Raw genomic sequence first — 20,114 nt, forward strand, 5'->3', positions numbered from 1 at the left:
CTACCGCCCCGCGAACACCGGCGGTCGGCGCTGCGTGAACGCCTGCACTCCTTCGCGGAAGTCGGCGGCGTCGACCAGGGCGGTCTGACCCTGTATCTCGGACTCGAAGACCGCGTCGAGGTGGGGAAGTAGCGCGGTGTTGAGGCTGCGCTTGATGGCCGCGAAAGCGGCGGGGGGGCCCGCGGCTAGTGATTCGGCGAGCTCGGTGACTCGTACATGGAGATCGTCGGTGGGCACCACCTCGTCGACCAGTCCCCAGTCAAGCGCGGTGATGGCATCGACTTTCGTTGCGCGCATGGCCATCTGGGTCGCGCGCCCCAATCCGATCCGCGCACCGACGAGCAGTGAGGCTCCGGCGTCGAGGGTGAGGCCGACGTTTGCGAAGGCGAGGGTGAACGATGCCGAGTCGGCGGCGATGATCTGGTCGCAGGCGCAGGCCAGCGCGCACCCCATCCCGACCGCCGCGCCGTTCACCGCGGCGATGACCGGTTTGGGCATCGTGCGCAGGGCCCGCACCGTCGGGTTGTAGCGCATCCGCAGTTCCTCCTCGGTGCGTGGCGCGAGCCGGGCTCCGGACCGCAGATCGTCGAGGGACAGGGCGGCGCCGGCCGAGAAGGCACGCCCGGCTCCGGTCACCACCAGACAGCGCACGGAGTCGTCGCGGGCCGCAGCGTCGACGGCGTCGCGCATCTCCTGCTGCAAGACAAGGTCGAAGGAGTTGAGGGCGTGCGGCCTGACCATCGTGAGCCAGCGGACGGCTCCGGCCTGAGACACCGTCAGCACATCGGCACGCGGGGGATTGTCAGACGACGCGGTCATGCACCGAAGGCTAGCTCATACAGTCTGTATGTACAAGATGTATGTACTGGCGCGAGGCTCTGTCGCGAAACAGTGCAGAGCTGCTGACAAATTACGCTTGACGTCTTATGTAAAACCTAACTATTGTAGGTGCGTTCGTGTTGTGGATCACAACTCGCGGTCCGGGTCGACAGACTTTGGTCCCTTGACCCAAAGTGATTGACATCACGTCTGAACACTATGTATGCTCAGTTCGTTCACAGCGTCGGATCTCGATCAGCCCAGGTAGGCGGTTCGACGAGGATCCCTAGACCACGAGAAACCGCAGGAGTGCCTGATGAGCGTTACCGAGATCGCGCCGGTGGCGGCGTCGCCCGTCCATGAAGACGTCGAAGCCGTCCGCGCAACATTTCGCAGCGGCCGCACGCGTCCGCTCGCATGGCGGATTGCTCAGCTGCACGGCCTGCTGCGCTTCGTCGACGAGTGCGAGGCCGACATCGCCGCCGCCATCGAGAGCGACCTCGGCCGCAGTCCGATGGCGACCTTCATGGCCGACGTCGGTCCGGTGCGCCACGAGATCCGCCACACCCTGGCGAAGCTGCCCCGCTGGGTCAAGCCGACGTCGGTGCGGATCAGCGCTGCCACCGCACCCGGCAAGGCATTCACCGTTCCCGAGCCCAAGGGTGTCGTGCTGATTCTCGGCACCTGGAACTTTCCGCTGCTGCTCACCATCCAGCCGCTGGTCAGCGCACTCGCGGCGGGCAATACCGCGATCATCAAACCCTCGGATCTCGCCGACGCGACCGGGCGGGTGATCGCCGAGAAGCTGCCGCGCTACGTCGATCCCGGTGCGGTACGCGTGATCCTCGGTGACGGAACCGTGAACCGCGAACTGCTCAAGCTTCCGTTCGACCACACCTTCTTCACCGGCTCCACCGTGGTGGGCCGCGCGGTGATGGAGGCCAGCGCCAAACACCTCACGCCAGTCACGCTCGAACTCGGCGGCAAGAGCCCCGCGGTGGTGGCCGCCGACGCGGACATCGAGGTCGCCGCGCGGCGCATCGCCTGGGCCAAATCGATCAACGCCGGCCAGACCTGCATCGCGCCCGACTACGTCATCGTCGAAGAGGCCGTGCGCCCGCGGTTGGTCGAGCACCTGCTGCGCGAGTTGCCCGCACACGCGGCCAACGACTCGACCCATATCGTCAACCGCCGCCACCTCGACCGGCTCGTCGGCGCGCTGCAGGCTTCCGGTGGCGAAATCTCCGGTGGCGCAGTCGATTACGGCAAACTGAGCCTCGCGCCGGCCCTCGTCACCGACCCCGACCTCGACTCGGAGTTGATGCGCGAAGAGATCTTCGGGCCCATCCTGCCGGTGATCAGCGTGGCGTCGATCGCCGACGCCGTCGACTTCATCAACGATCGCCCCAAGCCGCTGGCGCTGTACCTGTTCACCGAATCGAGCGCCGTCGAGAAAGTCGTCGTCGAGCAGACGTCGTCGGGCGCGATGGGGATCAATCATCTTCTCTACCAACTACTCGTACCCGAGTTGCCGTTCGGCGGCGTCGGCGATTCCGGGCTCGGCCGCTACCACGGCAAGCACGGGTTCGACACCTTCAGCCACCAGAAAGCCGTGCTGCGCAAGCCCTCTCGTCCCGACCTCGCGCTGGCCTACCCGCCGTACAGCGCAGGCGTCGCGGCGATGATGCGCCGACTCATGGGCTAGGGCGTGTCTCCCTCGGACAGTGGCCGATCGCTGCCGCCCGAACCACGAGCCCGCTGGGCCGCCTCCCGGCACCGAGTCCTCAATACATCCCCACCGATAGGAGAACCACGTGAGTGTGGCGGCGCTGCCCGGCACGCACACCCGTTCGGCGCCACCGCTGTTGGCGCCGGTCAGACGGGTCCTGGCCGGAATCTACAAACGACTGTTCGACAGTCTCAATACGCTCGGCCGCTCGGTGCGGTTGTCGGGGGAGGTGTTCAAGTTCTCCGTCGTCGACACCATCCGCCTGCGCCTTCCCGTCGGTGAAGTGATCGATCAGATGTGGCACCTGTTCAAAGTCACCGCACTGCCCGCGCTGCTGATGGCGATCCCGATCGGCGGGGAGGTGTCCGTGCAGGTCGGCGGCATCATGGATCAGGTCGGCGCCAACTCGCTGGCCGGCGCGGCGTCGGGGCTGGGCGTGGTGGGGCAGGGGGCGCCGATGGCGGCCGGCCTGCTGATGTCCGGTGCCGCGGCGTCGGCGATCGCCTCCGACCTCGGTGCCCGGTCCATCCGTGAGGAGATCGAGGCGATGCGCGTGATGGGGATCAATCCGATCCAGCGGCTCGTGGTGCCGCGGTTCCTCGCGATGGTCATCTTGTCGCCCGCGCTGTGCATCATCATCGTCGCCTCCGGCGTCGGCGCCGGGCTCGCCATCTCCGCCAACGTGAACAACGTTGTGCCCGCGAGTTTCTGGCAGACCTTCGGCGCCTTCGCGACTCCGGTCGACCTCGGCTTCTCGGTCCTCAAGGCCGTACTGTTCGCGATCATCGTCGTCAACATCGCGAGTCTGCGCGGCCTGGAGGCCAAGGGCGGACCCAAGGGTGTGGCCAACGCGGTGAACGCGTCGGTCGTGTTGTCCGTGTTCTGCATCTTCATGACCAACCTGATGGTCAGCCAGCTGCAGACGATGTTCTTCCCGGCGCAGTTGGCCTGATATGACTGCGACAGAATCATTCACCCCCGCTCGCGGTGCCGTGCTGCCGGTCAGGATCGGCCGCGCCGTGACCCAGGGCCTGCTCGAGGTCGCACTCGAATTCGGCCAGGTCGTGGTGTTCGTCTTCAAGACGATCGTCTTGCTGCCCACGACAATTCGCCAATACCGCAAGCAGACCGCGAAGACCATGAACGACATGGCGTGGGGATCGGGCTCACTGATCGTCGACGGCGGTGTGGTCAGCCTGATGTTCTTCCTCGGCGTCGCCGTCGGTGCCGTGGTGGCGATCGAAGCGTTCATGGCCTTCGACCTGCTCGGCTTCGGTGCGTTGACCGGCATCGTCGGTTCGTTCGGCAACATCCGCGTGATCGCCCCGATCATCACCGGCATCGGCTTCGCCGCGCAGGCCGGTTGCCGCATGACCGCCGAGATCGGCGCCATGCGCATCTCCGAGGAGATCGACGCCACCGAGTCGATGGGTCTGCGCGCCATCCCCTTCGTGGTGGGCACCCGGCTCGTCGGCGGCATGCTCGTCGTGCTGCCCAGTTACCTGATGGCACTTGTGGTTTCGTTCTTCACCGGCGGACTCATCATCAAACTCTTCCACGACCAGCCGCAGGGAACCTACGACCACTACTTCGCGCAGTTCGTCACCCTGCCCGACCTGATCGCCTCGGTGGTCAAGGCTCTGCTCTTCTGCGCGGTGGTGACGTTGATCCACTGCTACTACGGGTATTTCGCCTCCGGCGGTCCCGCCGGCGTCGGGCAGGCGTCGGGCCGGGCGATCCGCGCCTCGCTGGTCGCCATCGTGGTGCTGAATTTCCTTATGACCGTGGCCATTTGGGGCCTGAACCCGGCTCTGCCGTTTAGGGGTTGACGATGGCCAGACACACGACGCAGGACTTCATCCGGGGTGACCTGCGCAACCAATTGCGGACGCTCGCGCTGGTCGGGGTGATCTCCCTGGTAGTGATCGCCGTGGCGCTGGTGGCCACCTGGGTGATCTACCCGAAAGCCAAAGCGCCATCGGGCATTTCACTTCAACTCGTGGTGCCCGCCCTCGGGCCCGGCATCAAGAAGGGGTCCAAGGTGCTGCTGCGCGGCGCCGAGGTGGGGCAGGTCACCGACGTACAGGCGCCGACCGCCGGCTCGGTGAACCTCGACCTGGTACTCACCGACGATGAGGTCCGCGGACTGCTCACCGACTCGTTCGACGTCGACTTCCGCCCGGAGAACTACTTCGGCATCACCGCGGTGAATCTCATTGCGAACAAAGGTGGTTCGCCGCTGACGGACGGCGAGGTCATCCGGCGCGGAGCATCACCGGACTTCACCATGTCGACGATGCTGGAGAACGGCTCGCTCGTCGTCGACGGCACACTGACCAAGGACATGATCGCCAGCCTCAACCAGGTGATCCGCTACGCCAACGGGCTCGCGCCGCTGATCCGGTCGAGCATCATCGTCGCCGACACGATGGCCAAGACCCAGCGGCAGCTGCCGACGACGCTGCTGCGGATGATGAACGACGACCTCGACGTCTTCCCGGGCTTCAGCAGCAACGCCATCGGTGCCCTGTACGCGTTCTCCCGCAACGGCTACAACCCCGGACCCGACGGCGCTCGCAAGGCCGACGATCCGCTGCTCGCCGAGACCAACCGGGCACTGGAACTGGCCAGCAGCAAGCTGTTCGGCGCCGCCGGCGCACTGTTGAAGTCGCACGATTCCGACCTGAGCGTGCTGACGACGATGCTCAAGTACCTGCTCGATCCGCTGCCCAGAGCGATCGGCGGCGGTCAACTGGCGACCAAGACGCTCGTCGTCGTCGACGGACTGGAGTCGTCGTTCACCGGCACTCCTGAGCAGAAGACGCTTCAGCTGCGCATTCTGCTGGGACAGCTGCCCGCGGTGTCCAGTTCGCTCGCCCAGATGGGGGTTGCGACACCGTCGCCCAAGCCCGCGAAGAGTTCCGCGCGCAAGCCGGTCAGAGGAGATAAATGAGATGTCGCAACGAACGAGAACACTCGTCTCCGCGCTCAAAGTCGCTGTGGTCGCGGTCATCACGGTCATGTTGTTCGTGTTGGTACTCAACGCGATGCGCAATCCCGTCGATGCGAAGACGAGCGACTTCAGCGCCGAGTTCACCGATGCGTCGGGCCTGCACGTCAACGGCGACGTCCGGATGAAGGGCATGCGCATCGGCAAGGTCAACGCGGTCGAACTCAAGCAGGACGACACAGGTAAACCGATTGCGCACGTTGACTTCTCGATGGACAAGAAGTTCACCCTCACCGACACCACCAAGCTCGCGATCAAATACCAGAGCCTGACCGGCGTCCGGTACCTCGACGTCGCGCAGGACAGCACTCCGGGACGTCCGGTGTCGTCGATCGACGCCCAACACACCACACCGTCCTACGACATCACCTTGCTGTTCAACGGGTTACAGCCGGTGCTCTCGACGATGAACACCGATCAGATCAACGAATTCAGCCGCAACGCGATCGCCCTGCTGCAGGGCGACGGCGACGGGCTCGGGCCGATGCTCGACAGCGCTGCGAAGCTCGCCGACTACGCGACCGATCGGCAGAAGGTGATCTCGGTGCTGACCGCTAACATGGCGCGCATCGCCGATTCGATGGGCGGACGCTCGCGCAACGTGCTGGGCTTCCTGGAAGCCGCGAACATTCCGATCAGCAACGGCATGAAGGTGCTCAACGAGTTCCAGAAGACCGCGACGACCGGACCCGCCCTGGTGGAACCCATCTACCGGATTCTGGCCGCGATGGGATTCAACGAGCAGTTCGACATCGACACCTTCCTGCGCAACGCCTACCACTCGATGTCCGACGCGTTGGCGTCGTTCAAGTTGATGCCCAGCGCGCTTGCCGGACTGACTGTTTCCCAGAACACCGGGGCGTCGAAGAAATGCAGCAAGGGCAAGGCGCAGATTCCGGGCGACGTCAAGGTTCTACTCGGCGGGAGCGAGGTGGTCCTGTGCGCCAAGTAAGCGGATTGCGCAAATTCATCGGAAACGACGCGATTCTGGGCGTCGGCGTGGTCGTCGTCGTGGTGGCGATGCTCGCCGTGCTGGGTGTGCTGTACCTGCGCCCCCCGAGCCAGAAGTCGTTCACCTTCGAGACCACCGACGCCGCGGCGATCACCACGGGTCAAGACATCCGTGTCGCCGGGATCAGCGTCGGCAAGGTGGAGAAGGTTGAACTGGAGCCCGAGCGGGTCAAGGTGACCGCCCGCGTCGACGACACCACCCGCATCGGTGATCAGTCTCGCGTCGAGGTGCGCATGCTCACCCCGGTCGGCGGCTATGCCATCACGTTGATTCCGATGGGGACCACGCCGCTGTCCGCAGCGATCCCCACCGAGCGCGTCGCGGTGCCGTACTCGATCGGCGACGTATTGCAGGCCGCGCCGAAGGTGACCGACGACGTCGACGCCACCGACGTGAACGCCAACCTGCATCAGGTGGCGGCGGCCCTCAAAGGCAACTCGACGTCGTTGCGGTCGATCGTCGACGGGATGAACTCGATCACCGGGATCTTCGACCGTCAGCGCGAGCAGGTCCATCAGGTCGCCGCCCTGGCGAGTGAATACATGCAGACCTTCAACGGCAACCGCGAGTTCGTGTTCGCGCTGCTCAACAAGATCGATCAGGTGGTCAACGCCTATAACAACGCGTCGGTCGGCTTCAACTACACCTACTGGCTGCTCGCGTCGGCGCTGGAGCGGATCAATCCGTTCCTGCGGTTCTACCGCAACCACACCGACCTGATCCGCGACTACGTGTACAAGATCCGCGACAGTGTGCTCGACGCCAAGAACCACCTGGAACCGATGCTGCAGAGCCTCGGCGCGATGCGCAGTCAGATGGCCGCGTGGATCACTCCAGAGGGCATGAAGCAGCTCGGTGGACAGACATTGTGGGTCAACAACCTCTGCGTGCCGATCGCCGGAAGGAACTGCTGACATGCGCACTGGGACAACTCCCTACAGGATGAAGACCCTCGCGATGGCGACGGTCGCCGCGGTCGGCGTCGTCGGCTCCGGCCTGATGGTTGCGACGTCGGGCCACGGCATCACCCTGACCGCCGCAGAGGCCGGCGGCAACGGATACTGCGCCGATCTCGCCGACGCTATCGGGCTCTACACCGGCAACCCGGTGACACAGATGGGTATGCCGGTCGGCAAGGTCACCGGCGTGCAAGCCGAGGGCGCCTCGGTGCGGGTGAGCTTCGAGCTGAACTCCGGACGGGCCTACCCGGCCGACGTGCGGGCGGTGACCCGATCGAAGTCACTGCTGGCCGACCGCAGCCTCGAGCTCGTCGGCAACTACACGCAGGGTGCGACACTGCAACGCGGACAATGTATTTCGCGGGACCACACCTTCACCCCGAAGAGCATCTCGGAGATCGCCGGCTCGGCGTCGGACTTCATCAAGGCGATGACCGACGCCGGTTCGACCGATGTGCGCGACACCGTCGCAGGTCTGGACAAGGCGTTGGAGGGCACCTCACCCGACGCCGCCAACATGTTCCGCCATGCGTCGAACGCCGCCCTCAACCCCGATCAGGTGATCGCCGACATCGGGTCGTCGATCCGCGACATGGCGCCGCTGACGACCGAGGCGTTGGCGCGGTGGGGCACCATCGACGGTCTGCTCGCCAAGGCACCCAAGGCCGCATCCCAAGGCGCGGAACTGTTTTCCAAGGATTGGGTGCCCGACTTCTGCAAGGGCATCGGCTGGCTGGTGTCGGTGCTGTGGGACGTGCAGACGAACTACGGCGACTCGATTCTGTGGCCGCTGGCCAAGGGCCCGGTGCGCGACATCATCGAACTCGCCGCCACCCACGCACCCGACCTGAAGAAGCTCTACGAGACCATTCCGTCGATCGCCGCGACGCTGAAGCAACAGTCACATGCCACCGGCGGATTGGCGATTCCGTACAAGGCGCCGACGATCACCGACGGCCGCAACTCGGTGGATCTGTTCTCACTGATCCTGGCCAAGGCAGGGACGAAATGACAATGCCCCGAATCTCTCTGCGCGCCGTCGTGCGCTCGGTGATCGCAGTTCTGACGATCAGCTCCGCCGTCAGCGCGTGTTCGCTCAATCCCAACGACCTGCCGTCGGTGCGGGCGGGCGTCAGCGACGACTATCAGATCACGCTGCAGTTCGCGAGCATCCTCAACCTGCCCCGCGGCGCGGACGTCATGATGAACGGCCTGCGGGTGGGCACGGTGGAATCGACCGCCCAGACCGCCCACGGCGTCGACGTGGTCGCGGGACTGACCGACGCCGCCAAGGTGCCCGCCGACACCAAGGCGATCATCCGGCAGAACACGCTGCTCGGCGACACCTATGTCGCACTGACTCCCGCCGAGGGCGACACCGGTGCCGCCGGATTCCTCAGCAACGGCAGCGTCGTCGCGCTCGACAAGACGACGTCGCCGCCGCCGCTGGAAGACACCATCGCGGTCCTCGCGTACTTCGTCAACGGCGGCACCATCCAGAAGATCCAGGACACCATGGCGACGCTGAACCGGACCATGCCGTCGATCAAGGATGTGCGGGCGATGGCCGCGACCGTCTCGATCGACCTGGCCAACCTGGCGTCGGGGACGAGTCAGATCGACCGGACCCTCGTCGGACTCAACAACATGTCACTGGTGTTCTCCACCAAGAAGAACGAGCTCGCCGCGATCTTCAGCGACGACGGAGTGCACTACTTCACCAGCGTCGCCAAGAACGTCGTCGCGCATATCTCGACGCTGCTTCCGTCGGTCGGCTCGATCTTCATCGGCGGTATGTGGCTGGTGCCGATGCTCGACTCGGCGGCCACCCTGGTGGAGTCGGGGCGCGGTGAATACGACGTCGCATCCAGTGCCGGCGCGGCGGCCAAGGTCACATCGTTTCTGAACACCACACTGCTGCCGTGGGCGTCGAATCCCTCGGTCAACATCAAATCCGTGCAGTCGGCCGACGGCGGCGAACTGGTGAACGACGCCAAGACCGTGCTGCGAATGCTGGGAGCGGTCCGATGATCACCAAGACACGAGTATCGGTGCTGGCGATGGTGGTGCTGGCCGCGTTGTCGATCACCTACATCCTCAACGTCGGGTTGCATGTGCGGACGCCGAATTCGCGCACCGCGTCGATGGTGGTACCGGATACCAACGGCATCCTCGTCGGATCCCGAGTCCTGTTGCGCGGCATCGAGATCGGACACGTGACCGGCATCGACCAGACCGTCGACGGCGCCGAGATCAGCTGGGATTACAACGGGGACACCGCGATTCCGCAGGACAGCATCTTCCGGGTAGACAATCTTTCGGCGCTCGGCGAGGCATACGTCGCGGTGATGCCGGAGACGTCGTCGGGGCCGTTCCTCGCCGACAATGCGCGTATCGACGCCAAGCGGGTCCTGGTGCCGACGACGTTCAAGGAACTCTCGCAGCGGCTGACCGTGATGCTGCGGCAGGTCGATCCGACCAAGGTGCGCCGCATCATGAGCAATGTCAACGACGGGCTGCCCGACGGCACCGAGGTGCTCGGCAACCTCAACCGAGCCGGCACCCTGCTCTCGAACGAGTTGACCACGCAGTCGGACGCCTTTGTGACGCTGCTGTCGGCGCTGCAGCCGCTGATCATGAAGACCGGCAATGTGCCGGCGCAGTTGAGCGCCGTCACGCCGCTGATCCCGCGCTTCGGCAAGGAATTCAACGTGACCCTGCAGTCCGTCGTCGACGTCACCCTGTTCTCCGAGCACCTCGAACGCGGCATCCGCGATGGAGCCGGGCCGCTGTTCGTGCAGTTGCAGGACTTCCTCGACGCCAACTCGAAGGACCTCAACACCATCGGCGTCAACCTGCTTCCGGCCGCTCGCGCCGGGGCGGCAGCACTGCGCACCGTCGACATCGGCCGCGTCCTCGACACCTTCCTGGCCGCCACGAAGACCAAGGGCGCGCTGACCGTCGCGGTTCCCACCGGAGGGCGGTGATGGCCGCAGTTGACCGTTAGTCCCTCCTCGACACCGCATAAGAATTCGACGCAGAAAGACTCACCGAAGAAAGGTCGCAGCCATGACCACCATCACCCCCGAGAAGATCGCCGCAGCAATGGATGAGGCGAATGAGAACGCCGACGCAGCCGAGAACACGGGCGCGGCGACGAAGCCCCGCGCGAGCAAGGCGAGCGCCACGAAGGTGGTCGAGCCTGAGCCCGCCCCGGCCACTTCGGTCAAGGCCAGGATAGCAGGCCTGCGCAGCCGCCCGATCTCGTTGCAGCAGTTGGTGACCGGGATCGCGGCACTGGTTCTGGTCGTGGCCATCGTCGTCCTGAGCTGGCAGCTGATCGCCAAGTCCGACGACCTGTCGTCGATGCAGCAGGCGCAGGCCGACCGCGCCCACGCCGAGCAGGTCGCGCTTGACTATGCGACCGGCGCCGCCAAGATGGACTACCAGGATCCGGCGCAATGGCAGGGCCGGTTGACCAAGGGCACCACGCCCGAACTCGCCGATCGGCTGCGCAAGGCGTCGACGTCGATGGAACAGCTGATCAAGCCGATGCAGTGGACCTCGACGTCGGAGAAGCTCACCGCGCAGGTGCAGTCGGTGAAGGACGGCGTGTATCAGGTGGCCGCCTTCGTCAGCGTATACACCAAGAATGTGCAGGCGCCCGACGGCATCGAGTCGACGGCCACCTACAAGATGACCATCGATTCGAACAATAATTGGGTCATCACCGAAATCAGCGGAATTCCGACCTCGCTCGGCGGCGACACGTCGGCGAACAATGCTGCCGCGCCGAAATAGAGGACGATCGTCATGGGTGTCGAGGTCAGTGTCAGCGGTTTGACGAAATCGTTCGGATCGCAGAATATTTGGCGGGATGTGTCGTTGACGTTGCCGACGGGGGAGGTGTCGGCATTGTTGGGGCCCTCGGGTACGGGTAAGTCGGTGTTTTTGAAGACGTTGATCGGGTTGCTGCATCCGGAGCAGGGGTCGGTGGTGGTCGACGGCACCGATATCACGCAGTGCTCGGCGAAGGAACTGTATGAGATCCGGAAACTGTTCGGGGTGTTGTTTCAGGACGGCGCGCTGTTCGGATCGATGTCGTTGTATGACAACATCGCATTCCCGTTGCGGGAGCATACCCGCAAGAAGGAATCCGAGGTCCGCTCCATTGTGATGGAGAAGGTGGAGATGGTCGGCTTGTTGGGGGCGGAGGAGAAATTACCGGGGGAGATCTCCGGTGGTATGCGTAAGCGTGCGGGGTTGGCGCGAGCGTTGGTGTTGGATCCGCAGATCATTTTGTGTGATGAGCCGGATTCGGGGTTGGACCCGGTGCGGACGGCCTATATTTCGCAGTTGTTGATCGATATCAATGCGACGATTGATGCGACGATTCTGGTGGTGACGCACAATATCAACATTGCGCGGACGATTCCGGACAATATCGGAATGTTGTTCCGTAAGGAGTTGGTGATGTTCGGTCCGCGGGAGGTGTTGTTGACCTCCGAGCAGCCGGTGGTGAAGCAGTTCTTGGCGGGTGATCGGTTCGGTCCGATCGGGATGAGTGAGGAGAAGGATTCGGCGGTGGCCGCGGCGGAGGCGGCGATGGCGGCGGCGGGCATTTCCGGTGGTGGGACGAAGGATGATTTCACCGAGATCATCGCGCAGGTGCAGCCGAATCCGGGGATGCCGGTGCGGCAGGCGGCGATTCGGCATCGACGCAATGTGGTGGAGATGCTGCATACGCTGCCGCGCAACGCTCAGGAAGCGATCCGCGCGAGCATGGCCGCCGAGGACGCGCGGGCGGCGGAGGAGCGAGCGGCAGCGGCATCGGTGATCGACACGGTGCCGATACCGGTGGCGTAATCGGGGAGCCGGGTAGATTGAGCCACCATGACCGACCCGGCACCGAGCCATCCGCTGACCGACCCGATCGTCGTCGACTCCCTGGGCACCGACCTGCGAGCGGCGGGCTACGACGTCGACGGGGTCGCACAGGCACTCGGCGACGCCGCCCACGCGGCGCTCGCAGCCGGGACGTGGTGGCCGGCGCAGCGCGCATGCGCTGCGGCGCAGGACGATTCACCCTCGCTGGTGGCGTTGATCCGACTGTTCCTGCTGGCCGAAGCGGTGAGTGAATCGGCTGTGCGACAAGCATTCCCGACGACGTCGCTCGACGACCTGCTACGGCACGGGGTATTGCGACAGGGGGTGCAGCGACACGAGGCATTGGGACCGGCAGCTGACTCGACGTTCGTCAGCGCACTCGACATCCGGCCCTACGCCGACGACGCCGGGAGCTACCTCGTCATCTCCGATCAAGACGCCGGCCTGCGCGACGGACCGGTCACCCACGACCATGTGCTCGGCATCGGCGGAGCGTCGATCTCGTTGGCGCGCGCGGTGATTCGACGTCCCGCTGCCCGCGCCCTCGACCTCGGCACCGGCTGCGGCGTGCAGGCGCTGCACCTGCACGCACACGCCGAACACATCGTGGCCACCGACACCAACGACCGCGCACTGGCATTGGCCCGGGCGACCGCACAGATCAACGGGATGTCGTGGGATCTGCGCACCGGCAGCCTGTTCGACCCGGTCGCGGGTGAGGTGTTCGACCTCATCGTGTCGAATCCGCCGTTCGTCGTCGGGACCGGATCGCAGGACTACATCTACCGTGACTCCGGAATCAGCGGAGACGGATTGTGCGCCAAACTGATCGCGGATCTACCGGGATACCTCGCGCCCGGTGGTACGGCGACGGTACTCGCCAACTGGATGGTGTTCGACGCCGACGATTGGCAGGCCCGCCCGCGGGAATGGTTCGACGGCTACCCGTTGGACGCATGGGTGGTCCAGCGTGAACTCGCCGATCCGATCTCCTATATCTCGCTGTGGCTCGCCGACGCCGGGGAGACCGCCGAGTCGGTGGCCGCGCGGGCGAACACCTGGGCGCAGTGGTTCGAGCGCAACGGGGTCGTCGGGATCGGCATGGGCGTGATAACGCTGCGCGCCAAGGAGTTCGACGACGAGAGCGCGCCGATCCACGTCATCGAAGAGATCACCGGTGCGGGCGAGGAGGTCACCGGCGTCGAAGCAGAGGCGTTCCTGGCACGGCAGCGGTACCTGGCCGCGGTCACCGATGACCAGGTGCTCGAGTTGCCGCTGTCCACCGCCCCGGTGCTGCTGGAGGAGCAGTCGCTGCCGGGAGAGCAAGGGTGGCAGGCGATTTCGCATACGGTCCGACGTCCCGGCGGACCGGGTGCGGTGCTGGGACTCGACGAAGTGTCCAAGGCGCTACTGGCCGGGTGCCGGGGGGAAGTGCCGCTGGGCACGTTGATCGAGTTGCTCGCCGGTTTCCACGGCGTCGAGGCCGACGCGCTGGCACAAGCCGCGATGCCCGTGGTACGGGAGGCGATCGCGCGGGGAATTCTGCATGAGGTGCAACGGGATTAGTGTGATTCGTCAGCAAGGGCGAGCGTTCGGCGTTCCTGGAGAACGCCGAACACCATAGATTTCACCCGCGCCGCCGCCACATCATGGCGGGTGCCTGGTGCAGTTTGGCGATGCCCAATCCGCGGCGCAGCTCGGCCCATCCCCAGCACGCGCCGAAGACCAGCAGGGTGACCGCGGCGACGGTGAGCAGATCCCAGGGTCGGTGCGCCACGTGAATCGGTACGACGACGAGCGCAATGGCTTGCAGGACATAGGAATCCAGGCTGCGTGAACCGGTCATGACCAGCGGTCGCAGCCAGTCGTGGTGCCACCACGCCAGAAGCTGTCCGAACATTCCGTAGATCGTGGGGATGAGCACCCAGGCCCCGACGGCGCGGGCCGGAGCGAAGTCGACCTTGTCGGCGAATTCGGATTCGATTGTGCGCCAGGGGCCGTCGTCGATCACGAAGTGCAGCGCCAGCCACAGGCCGATTGCTCCGACGGCGAGAAACGGCAGGTACGTCACGATACGTTCGGCCACCTGCCAGGTGCGCCACTTCCATCCGACCACGACCGCCGGCACGAACATGAATTGCCAAGCGGCCCAATTCTGTACGGGCGCACCGTCGACCGACGACGTGATGTAGAACCACGTCGGGCTGTGGATCTGCGCGTACACGTAGAGTCCGGTCGACGCCACGAGGACCGCCTGCCACCAGTTGCGCATCAGCATCGGGAACAGTGCGAACGCTGAAATCAACAGCAACATGTACAGCAACAGGATGTTGCCGCCGCTGGGCAGGTAGCGCATCGTCGTAGCCCAGACGATTCCGTCGGCCCACGACGCGGGCATGGGAAGCAGCGTGAGCCACCGATGGCCGGCGAATGCGGCGGCCACCGCAACCAACGAGATCGAGAGCTGACACACGTACAGTACGGCGACCCGACGGAGCAGGCGTCGATACGCGTAGCGGAGGGAGTAGCGCTCGATCCAGCCGCTGTACACCATGCCGAGTACCAGTCCCGACAGCAGCACGAACGCCGACATCCCGTCGACATAGGGAAACGCGTGCGTCGGCGCGGCCAGCAGGGTGCCGTTGGCGAAGTGTTCGCTGACCATGCTCCAGATGGCCAGGCCGCGCACGGCGTCGATCGCCAGATCACGCCCCGACGTACGAACGGCGGCGGGGACCGAGACGCGGCTCGGTCCCGCCGCGGTAGCAGCGTGGCGCTGCAATGACTTCAGATCAGGTGTAGAGATCGGCGATCGCCTGCTGATGACCCTCGTGGATGACCTTGCGCTTGAGCTTCAGCGTCGGCGTGAGCTCACCGGACTCGATCGTGAAATCGGTGTCGAGAATGGCGAACTTCTTGATCGCCTCCGCCTTGGAGACAGTCCTGTTGGCGGAGTCGATCGCCTCCTGCAGCTCGGCCTTCAGACCGGCGTGCTCGGCCAGGTCCGCCAGCGACGTCGAGGCGGGCAGGTTGTTGCGCTCCAGCCAGCCCGGCACCACCTCGGGGTCGAGGGTCAGCAATGCCGCGATGAACGGCTTGTTGTCGCCGACGACGAGTGCCTGGCTGATCAGCGCGTGCGCCCGGATGACGTCCTCGAGCTGGGCGGGGGAGACGTTCTTGCCGCCCGCGGTGACGATGAGTTCCTTCTTGCGGCCGGTGATGTGCAGGTAGCCGTCTTCGAGCTTGCCGATGTCGCCGGTGTGGAACCAGCCGTCGACGATGGCCTCGGCGGTGGCTTTCTCGTTGTGCCAGTATCCGCCGAACACGATGGGGCCCTTGAGCAGCACCTCGCCGTCGTCGGCGATGGCGACCGAGCAACCTGCGACGGCCCGGCCGACCGAGCCGACGGCCTGGCCGCTGGGACCGTTGAGGGTGATGCCCGCGGTGGTCTCGGTCAGGCCGTAGCCCTCGTACACCGGGATGCCTGCGCCGCGGAAGAAGTGGCCCAGCCGAGCGCCTAGGGGTGCGCCGCCGGACAGTGCGGCGTCGCACTGACCGCCGAGGGCTTCGCGCAGCTTGGAATAGACGAGCTTGTCGAAGACGGTGTGCTTGACCTTGAGCAGCAGCCCGGCGCCGCCCTGGTCCTGCGCCTTGCTCCATTCGACGGCGGTGGCGACCGCCTTCTGGAAGATACTGCCCCGACCACCGTCGATGGCCTTCTGCTCGGCCGAGTTGTAGACCTTCTCGAACACCCGCGGCACGGACAGGATGTAGCTCGGCCGGAATTGCGCGAAGTCGTCGAGCAGCGTCTTGATGTTGCTGGTGTGGCCGAGGATCACCCGGTTCTCCACCGACGCGACGACGACGGCGCGCGCGAACACGTGCGCCAACGGCAGGAACAGCAGCGTCGACTTGCCCTCCGACATCATGTCGCCCATCGACGCCTTGGTGGCGATGCACTCTGCCATGAAGTTGGCGTGGGTCAGCACAACACCCTTGGGCCGTCCGGTGGTTCCGGAGGTGTAGATCAGGGTGGCGGGGTCGGAGGCCGCGGCACTCTGGTGACGGGCCTCCAGCTCGACCTCGTTGATCTTCTTGCCGCGCTTGGTCAGCTCGGCGACGGCGTGGTCGTCGATGACGAGGGCTTCGCGCAGCTTGGGGGAGTTGTCGATGACGTTGAGATGCTGGGTGTACTGACCGTGCGTCTCGACGATCAGCAGCGATGCGCCCGAGTCTTCGAGGATCCACTGCACCTGGTCGGGAGCGGAGGTGTCGTAGATGGCGACCGTCGTGGCACCGGCCCGCCAGATGGCGTAGTCGATCAGGGTCCACTCGTAGCGAGTCGCCGACAGCAGCGCCACGCGGTCGCCGGCCTGGACGCCCGAGGCGATGAGGCCTTTCGCCACGGCGTCGACCTCGTCGACGAAGTGCTTGGCACTGACGTTGATCCACTGGCGGTCGGTGCGCTTTTTGAACAACGGCAGGGTTGGGCGCTGTGCCCGGTATTCCAAGACCGTGTCGACCAGGGTGCGGGTCGGGTCGATCTCCGCAACCGCGGGTGTGGATGCCTCTTGCATATGCGATATGCCCTTTCAAGCCGACCGTCTGGCAGATCCGGGCGGAATGCCGGATTTGCGACGAGACTTCGATGTGATTTCAGACGGCTAGACCCTACCAGTCGAGTGGTAATGGTCACACGCGGTGTGTGGCGGCGGTCGCAGCCGCGTCGACAATGCAACGACTCGGCGTCGCAGCGACTAGAGTATCGACTGAAATGAGTGAACAAGCTGCAGCGACATTCGACGGATTGGGAATTGACGACCGTGTGCGTCAGGCTCTCGACGACGTCGGCTACGAGACCCCTTCCCCAATTCAAGCCGCCACCATCCCGCCGTTGATGGCCGGCGACGACGTCGTCGGATTGGCGCAGACCGGCACCGGCAAGACCGCCGCCTTCGCCATCCCGATCCTGTCACGACTCGATGCCTCCGCGCGCAAGCCGCAGGCGTTGGTCCTCGCACCGACGCGCGAACTCGCGCTGCAGGTGTCCGAGGCATTCGGCAAGTACTCGGCACACATGCCCGACGTCAAGGTGCTGCCGATCTACGGCGGCCAGAGCTACGGCGTCCAGCTGTCGGGCCTGCGCCGCGGCGCGCAGGTGATCGTCGGCACGCCGGGCCGCGTCATCGACCACCTCGACAAGGGCACCCTGGACATCTCTGAACTTTCCTACCTCGTGCTCGACGAGGCCGATGAGATGCTCACCATGGGCTTCGCCGAAGATGTCGAGCGGATCCTGGCCGACACCCCCGACACCAAGCAGGTCGCCCTCTTCTCGGCGACGATGCCCAAGGCGATCGGCCGACTGGCCAAGCAATACCTGAAGAATCCCACCGAGGTGTCGGTCGAGTCGAAGACGGCGACCGCGCAGAACATCACGCAGAAGTACCTGCAGGTGTCGCACCAGCGCAAACTCGACGCATTGACGCGCGTTCTGGAGGTCGAGACCTTCGACGGCATGATCGTGTTCGTGCGCACCAAGCAGGCCACCGAGGAGCTGGCCGAGCGCCTGCGCGCGCGTGGATTCTCGGCGATGGCGATCAACGGCGACCTGGCCCAGGCGCAGCGTGAGCGGACCATCAACCAGCTCAAGAGCGGCAGCATCGACATCCTCGTCGCCACCGACGTCGCCGCGCGCGGTCTCGACGTCGACCGCATCTCGCACGTGGTCAATTACGACATTCCGCACGACACCGAGTCATATGTGCACCGCATCGGCCGCACCGGGCGGGCCGGACGGTCGGGGACGGCGCTGCTGTTCGTGTCGCCGCGGGAACGGCATCTGCTCCGCTCGATCGAGCGCGCGACCCGCCAGCCGCTCGAAGAGATCGACCTGCCCTCGGTCGACGACGTCAACGCTCAGCGCAAGGCCAAGTTCGCCGACTCGATCACCGCGAACCTGTCGTCGGAACATCTGGATCTGTTCCGCGGGTTGGTGGAGAAGTATGCCCGCGACAATGATGTGGCGATGGCCGACATCGCCGCCGCGCTCGCGTTGGAGACCCGTGACGGCGGCTTCCTGATGGCACCCGACCCGCCGAAGAGCGAGCGCCGCGAACGCTCCGAGCGCCCGGAGCGGGCACCCCGCGGCGGTGGCGACTTCGCCACCTACCGCATCGCGGTCGGACGCATCCACAAGGTGTCGCCGGGAGCGATCGTCGGAGCAATCGCCAACGAGGGCGGCCTGACCCGAGGTGATTTCGGCAACATCAGCATCCGCGACGACTTCAGTCTCGTCGAACTGCCGGCCGATCTGGATAATCGGACGTTGGATTCGCTGCGCGACACCCGAATCGGCAAGCATCCGATCGACATCCGCCGTGATCAGGGGCCCCCGCGGGCACGGGGCGGCGGTCAGTACGGTCGACGCCGAGAAGGCGGGTACGCCAAGCGCGGCGCGCCTAAGGTCGCCGGTCGGCGGCGTGCCTGACTCGGCTACTCGCTGGTAATTCGACGTTGCGTATAGCAAATCCACCCCGTACTGCGCAGGATCCTTGCGAGGTCGTGATTAATCCGTAACCTGGAGTCGGGTCAACGAATTTCACGCATGGAAAAAGGAACGGTGGATACGCAGGTGGGCGCTAAGGGTTCGAAGATTGGGGAATGGACTCAGGTGGAGCCGATCACGGCAACCGGGGCGATGCGGGTAGTCGGCCAGGGCCGGGGCGTCGTCGTCGATGCGCGGCCGCAGGTGCGTCGGCACCAGGGCAGCCTGCCCGGCGCCGTCGTCGTCGAGCCGGGCGAGGTGTCGCGCGTCTTCGGCGGAACGTCGACCGGCTGGGTGCACCACGACTCCGAGATCGCAGTGGTCTCGGTGCGGTCGGAGGCGCCGCGGATCGCCGCCGAGATCGCTGACATGGGCTACCGCAACGTCCATTACGTCGACGGTGGTTACACCGCGATGAACCGTGTGGCGCAACGGGATTCGCGCTAAGTCTGCGGAACCGGACGCGAACGGCCCGGTCCCGACACCCGAAAGGTGTTGGGACCGGGCCGTTTTGCTGAGTCGTGGTTGCGCGGTCGGCCAGTTACCCGACCAACAGCCGCGGCAGAGCTTGCGCCGCAGTCGTTTCCAGCACGACGGTCGCCACGCTCGACGCCGAGCACGGATCGGGATTGATGTCGATCAAGCGAACCACGTCTCTGCGTCGGCGACGAGCGCTCGGGCCCGGGCCAGCGCGCTCATCGAAGTGCGGCGACGCCCGCGCGGATCATCGCCGCGGTTTCGTCGGGATTCGGATCACGGCGCACCACAAGGCCTTTGGCGAAGCTGAGCTTGTCGCCGTCGTGGCGGGGGACCACATGCAGGTGTGAGTGGAACACCGTCTGCATCGCCGCACGGCCGTCGTTGACCAAGAGGTTGACACCGTCGGCGGCGATCTTGCTGGCGCGCATCGCAGCGGCGAGGCGCTGCCCCGCCTTGAACACCCGTGCGCCGATCTCCGGGTCGAGTTCGGCGAGGTTCGCCGCGTGGGTACGGGGAATCAACAGCGTATGACCGCGGGTGACCGGCCTGATGTCGAGGAATCCGAGCACGTCGTCGTCGGCGTAGACCTGACGGGACGGCGCCGAGCCGTCGGCGATCGCGCAGAACACACAGGACGTCATGGGGACACACGATAGCGGGCGCTCGACCTC

The 20,114-nt window shown here is 65.4% G+C and carries 18 protein-coding genes; 14 read left to right on the forward strand and 4 right to left on the reverse strand.

Annotated features, from left to right (window positions below):
* Window positions 1-819 carry an enoyl-CoA hydratase-related protein gene (locus HH308_RS21200; RefSeq protein WP_170196244.1) on the reverse strand — a complete coding sequence of 273 codons (819 nt, stop codon included), beginning with the start codon at window positions 817-819 and terminating at the stop codon, window positions 1-3.
* A gap of 316 nt (window positions 820-1,135) precedes the next feature.
* On the opposite strand from HH308_RS21200, the gene HH308_RS21205 reads away from it, so the two are divergent.
* The 12 genes from HH308_RS21205 (at window position 1,136) to HH308_RS21260 (ending at window position 13,982) form a co-directional block, all read left to right on the forward strand.
* Window positions 1,136-2,524 carry an aldehyde dehydrogenase family protein gene (locus tag HH308_RS21205; protein WP_170196245.1) on the forward strand — a complete coding sequence of 463 codons (1,389 nt, stop codon included), beginning with the start codon at window positions 1,136-1,138 and terminating at the stop codon, window positions 2,522-2,524.
* Window positions 2,525-2,633: 109 nt separating this feature from the next.
* Window positions 2,634-3,500, forward strand: coding sequence for an MlaE family ABC transporter permease (locus tag HH308_RS21210; protein ID WP_376767245.1), 867 nt, complete (start codon window positions 2,634-2,636; stop codon window positions 3,498-3,500).
* 1 nt (window position 3,501) lies between these two features.
* Window positions 3,502-4,377 carry an MlaE family ABC transporter permease gene (locus HH308_RS21215; protein ID WP_211188695.1) on the forward strand — a complete coding sequence of 292 codons (876 nt, stop codon included), beginning with the start codon at window positions 3,502-3,504 and terminating at the stop codon, window positions 4,375-4,377.
* A gap of 2 nt (window positions 4,378-4,379) precedes the next feature.
* Window positions 4,380-5,501 (forward strand): MlaD family protein, encoded by a 1,122-nt coding sequence (locus HH308_RS21220; RefSeq protein WP_170196246.1) that lies wholly within the window; start codon window positions 4,380-4,382, stop codon window positions 5,499-5,501.
* Between the two features lies 1 nt (window position 5,502).
* Complete coding sequence (locus HH308_RS21225; protein ID WP_170196247.1) at window positions 5,503-6,510, forward strand: MlaD family protein; 1,008 nt, start codon at window positions 5,503-5,505, stop codon at window positions 6,508-6,510.
* Window positions 6,498-7,484 (forward strand): MlaD family protein, encoded by a 987-nt coding sequence (locus HH308_RS21230; protein WP_312870776.1) that lies wholly within the window; start codon window positions 6,498-6,500, stop codon window positions 7,482-7,484. Before HH308_RS21225 ends, HH308_RS21230 begins: the two co-directional genes overlap by 13 nt.
* A 1-nt stretch (window position 7,485) precedes the next feature.
* Window positions 7,486-8,541: an MlaD family protein gene (locus tag HH308_RS21235; RefSeq protein ID WP_246284756.1), complete on the forward strand. Its 1,056-nt coding sequence runs from the start codon at window positions 7,486-7,488 to the stop codon at window positions 8,539-8,541.
* A gap of 2 nt (window positions 8,542-8,543) precedes the next feature.
* The gene (locus tag HH308_RS21240; protein WP_170196249.1) at window positions 8,544-9,560 is read left to right on the forward strand and encodes an MlaD family protein; all 1,017 of its coding nucleotides are present in this window, start codon (window positions 8,544-8,546) and stop codon (window positions 9,558-9,560) included.
* A complete protein-coding gene (locus tag HH308_RS21245) occupies window positions 9,557-10,516 on the forward strand; it encodes an MlaD family protein (protein ID WP_170196250.1) in 960 nt (319 codons plus the stop codon). Before HH308_RS21240 ends, HH308_RS21245 begins: the two co-directional genes overlap by 4 nt.
* A gap of 82 nt (window positions 10,517-10,598) precedes the next feature.
* The gene (locus HH308_RS21250) at window positions 10,599-11,330 is read left to right on the forward strand and encodes a hypothetical protein (protein WP_211188696.1); all 732 of its coding nucleotides are present in this window, start codon (window positions 10,599-10,601) and stop codon (window positions 11,328-11,330) included.
* Between the two features lie 12 nt (window positions 11,331-11,342).
* The gene (locus HH308_RS21255) at window positions 11,343-12,395 is read left to right on the forward strand and encodes an ABC transporter ATP-binding protein (protein WP_170196251.1); all 1,053 of its coding nucleotides are present in this window, start codon (window positions 11,343-11,345) and stop codon (window positions 12,393-12,395) included.
* A 27-nt stretch (window positions 12,396-12,422) separates the two neighbouring features.
* Window positions 12,423-13,982: a DUF7782 domain-containing protein gene (locus tag HH308_RS21260; protein ID WP_170196252.1), complete on the forward strand. Its 1,560-nt coding sequence runs from the start codon at window positions 12,423-12,425 to the stop codon at window positions 13,980-13,982.
* Window positions 13,983-14,043: 61 nt separating this feature from the next.
* Here HH308_RS21260 and opgC read toward each other — a convergent pair whose 3' ends face one another.
* Together opgC and HH308_RS21270 are read right to left on the reverse strand one after the other, a co-directional pair.
* A complete protein-coding gene (gene opgC / locus HH308_RS21265; RefSeq protein ID WP_281363003.1) occupies window positions 14,044-15,120 on the reverse strand; it encodes an OpgC domain-containing protein in 1,077 nt (358 codons plus the stop codon).
* A gap of 88 nt (window positions 15,121-15,208) precedes the next feature.
* The gene (locus HH308_RS21270) at window positions 15,209-16,993 is read right to left on the reverse strand and encodes an AMP-dependent synthetase/ligase (RefSeq protein WP_170196253.1); all 1,785 of its coding nucleotides are present in this window, start codon (window positions 16,991-16,993) and stop codon (window positions 15,209-15,211) included.
* A gap of 197 nt (window positions 16,994-17,190) precedes the next feature.
* Between HH308_RS21270 and HH308_RS21275 the strand changes: the two genes are divergently transcribed.
* Complete coding sequence (locus tag HH308_RS21275) at window positions 17,191-18,906, forward strand: DEAD/DEAH box helicase (RefSeq protein WP_170196254.1); 1,716 nt, start codon at window positions 17,191-17,193, stop codon at window positions 18,904-18,906.
* 210 nt (window positions 18,907-19,116) lie between these two features.
* Entirely contained in the window at window positions 19,117-19,410 is a 294-nt protein-coding gene (locus HH308_RS21280) for a rhodanese-like domain-containing protein (RefSeq protein WP_211188701.1), read from the forward strand.
* 248 nt (window positions 19,411-19,658) lie between these two features.
* On the opposite strand, the gene HH308_RS21285 is transcribed toward HH308_RS21280, so the two are convergent.
* Window positions 19,659-20,084 carry an HIT family protein gene (locus tag HH308_RS21285; protein WP_170196256.1) on the reverse strand — a complete coding sequence of 142 codons (426 nt, stop codon included), beginning with the start codon at window positions 20,082-20,084 and terminating at the stop codon, window positions 19,659-19,661.
* Between the last annotated feature and the right edge of the window lie 30 nt (window positions 20,085-20,114).

Origin of the sequence: Gordonia asplenii (genome assembly GCF_012933505.1) — a bacterium.
Classification (GTDB): domain Bacteria; phylum Actinomycetota; class Actinomycetes; order Mycobacteriales; family Mycobacteriaceae; genus Gordonia; species Gordonia asplenii.

Coding starts and splice junctions, on each gene's coding strand:
- HH308_RS21200 (WP_170196244.1), bottom strand. CDS start 819: ATGACCGCGTCGTCTGACAATCCCCCGCGTGCCGATGTGCTGACGGTG.
- HH308_RS21205 (WP_170196245.1), top strand. CDS start 1,136: ATGAGCGTTACCGAGATCGCGCCGGTGGCGGCGTCGCCCGTCCATGAA.
- HH308_RS21215 (WP_211188695.1), top strand. CDS start 3,502: ATGACTGCGACAGAATCATTCACCCCCGCTCGCGGTGCCGTGCTGCCG.
- HH308_RS21220 (WP_170196246.1), top strand. CDS start 4,380: ATGGCCAGACACACGACGCAGGACTTCATCCGGGGTGACCTGCGCAAC.
- HH308_RS21225 (WP_170196247.1), top strand. CDS start 5,503: ATGTCGCAACGAACGAGAACACTCGTCTCCGCGCTCAAAGTCGCTGTG.
- HH308_RS21235 (WP_246284756.1), top strand. CDS start 7,486: ATGCGCACTGGGACAACTCCCTACAGGATGAAGACCCTCGCGATGGCG.
- HH308_RS21240 (WP_170196249.1), top strand. CDS start 8,544: ATGCCCCGAATCTCTCTGCGCGCCGTCGTGCGCTCGGTGATCGCAGTT.
- HH308_RS21245 (WP_170196250.1), top strand. CDS start 9,557: ATGATCACCAAGACACGAGTATCGGTGCTGGCGATGGTGGTGCTGGCC.
- HH308_RS21250 (WP_211188696.1), top strand. CDS start 10,599: ATGACCACCATCACCCCCGAGAAGATCGCCGCAGCAATGGATGAGGCG.
- HH308_RS21255 (WP_170196251.1), top strand. CDS start 11,343: ATGGGTGTCGAGGTCAGTGTCAGCGGTTTGACGAAATCGTTCGGATCG.
- HH308_RS21260 (WP_170196252.1), top strand. CDS start 12,423: ATGACCGACCCGGCACCGAGCCATCCGCTGACCGACCCGATCGTCGTC.
- HH308_RS21270 (WP_170196253.1), bottom strand. CDS start 16,993: ATGCAAGAGGCATCCACACCCGCGGTTGCGGAGATCGACCCGACCCGC.
- HH308_RS21275 (WP_170196254.1), top strand. CDS start 17,191: ATGAGTGAACAAGCTGCAGCGACATTCGACGGATTGGGAATTGACGAC.
- HH308_RS21280 (WP_211188701.1), top strand. CDS start 19,117: ATGCGGGTAGTCGGCCAGGGCCGGGGCGTCGTCGTCGATGCGCGGCCG.
- HH308_RS21285 (WP_170196256.1), bottom strand. CDS start 20,084: ATGACGTCCTGTGTGTTCTGCGCGATCGCCGACGGCTCGGCGCCGTCC.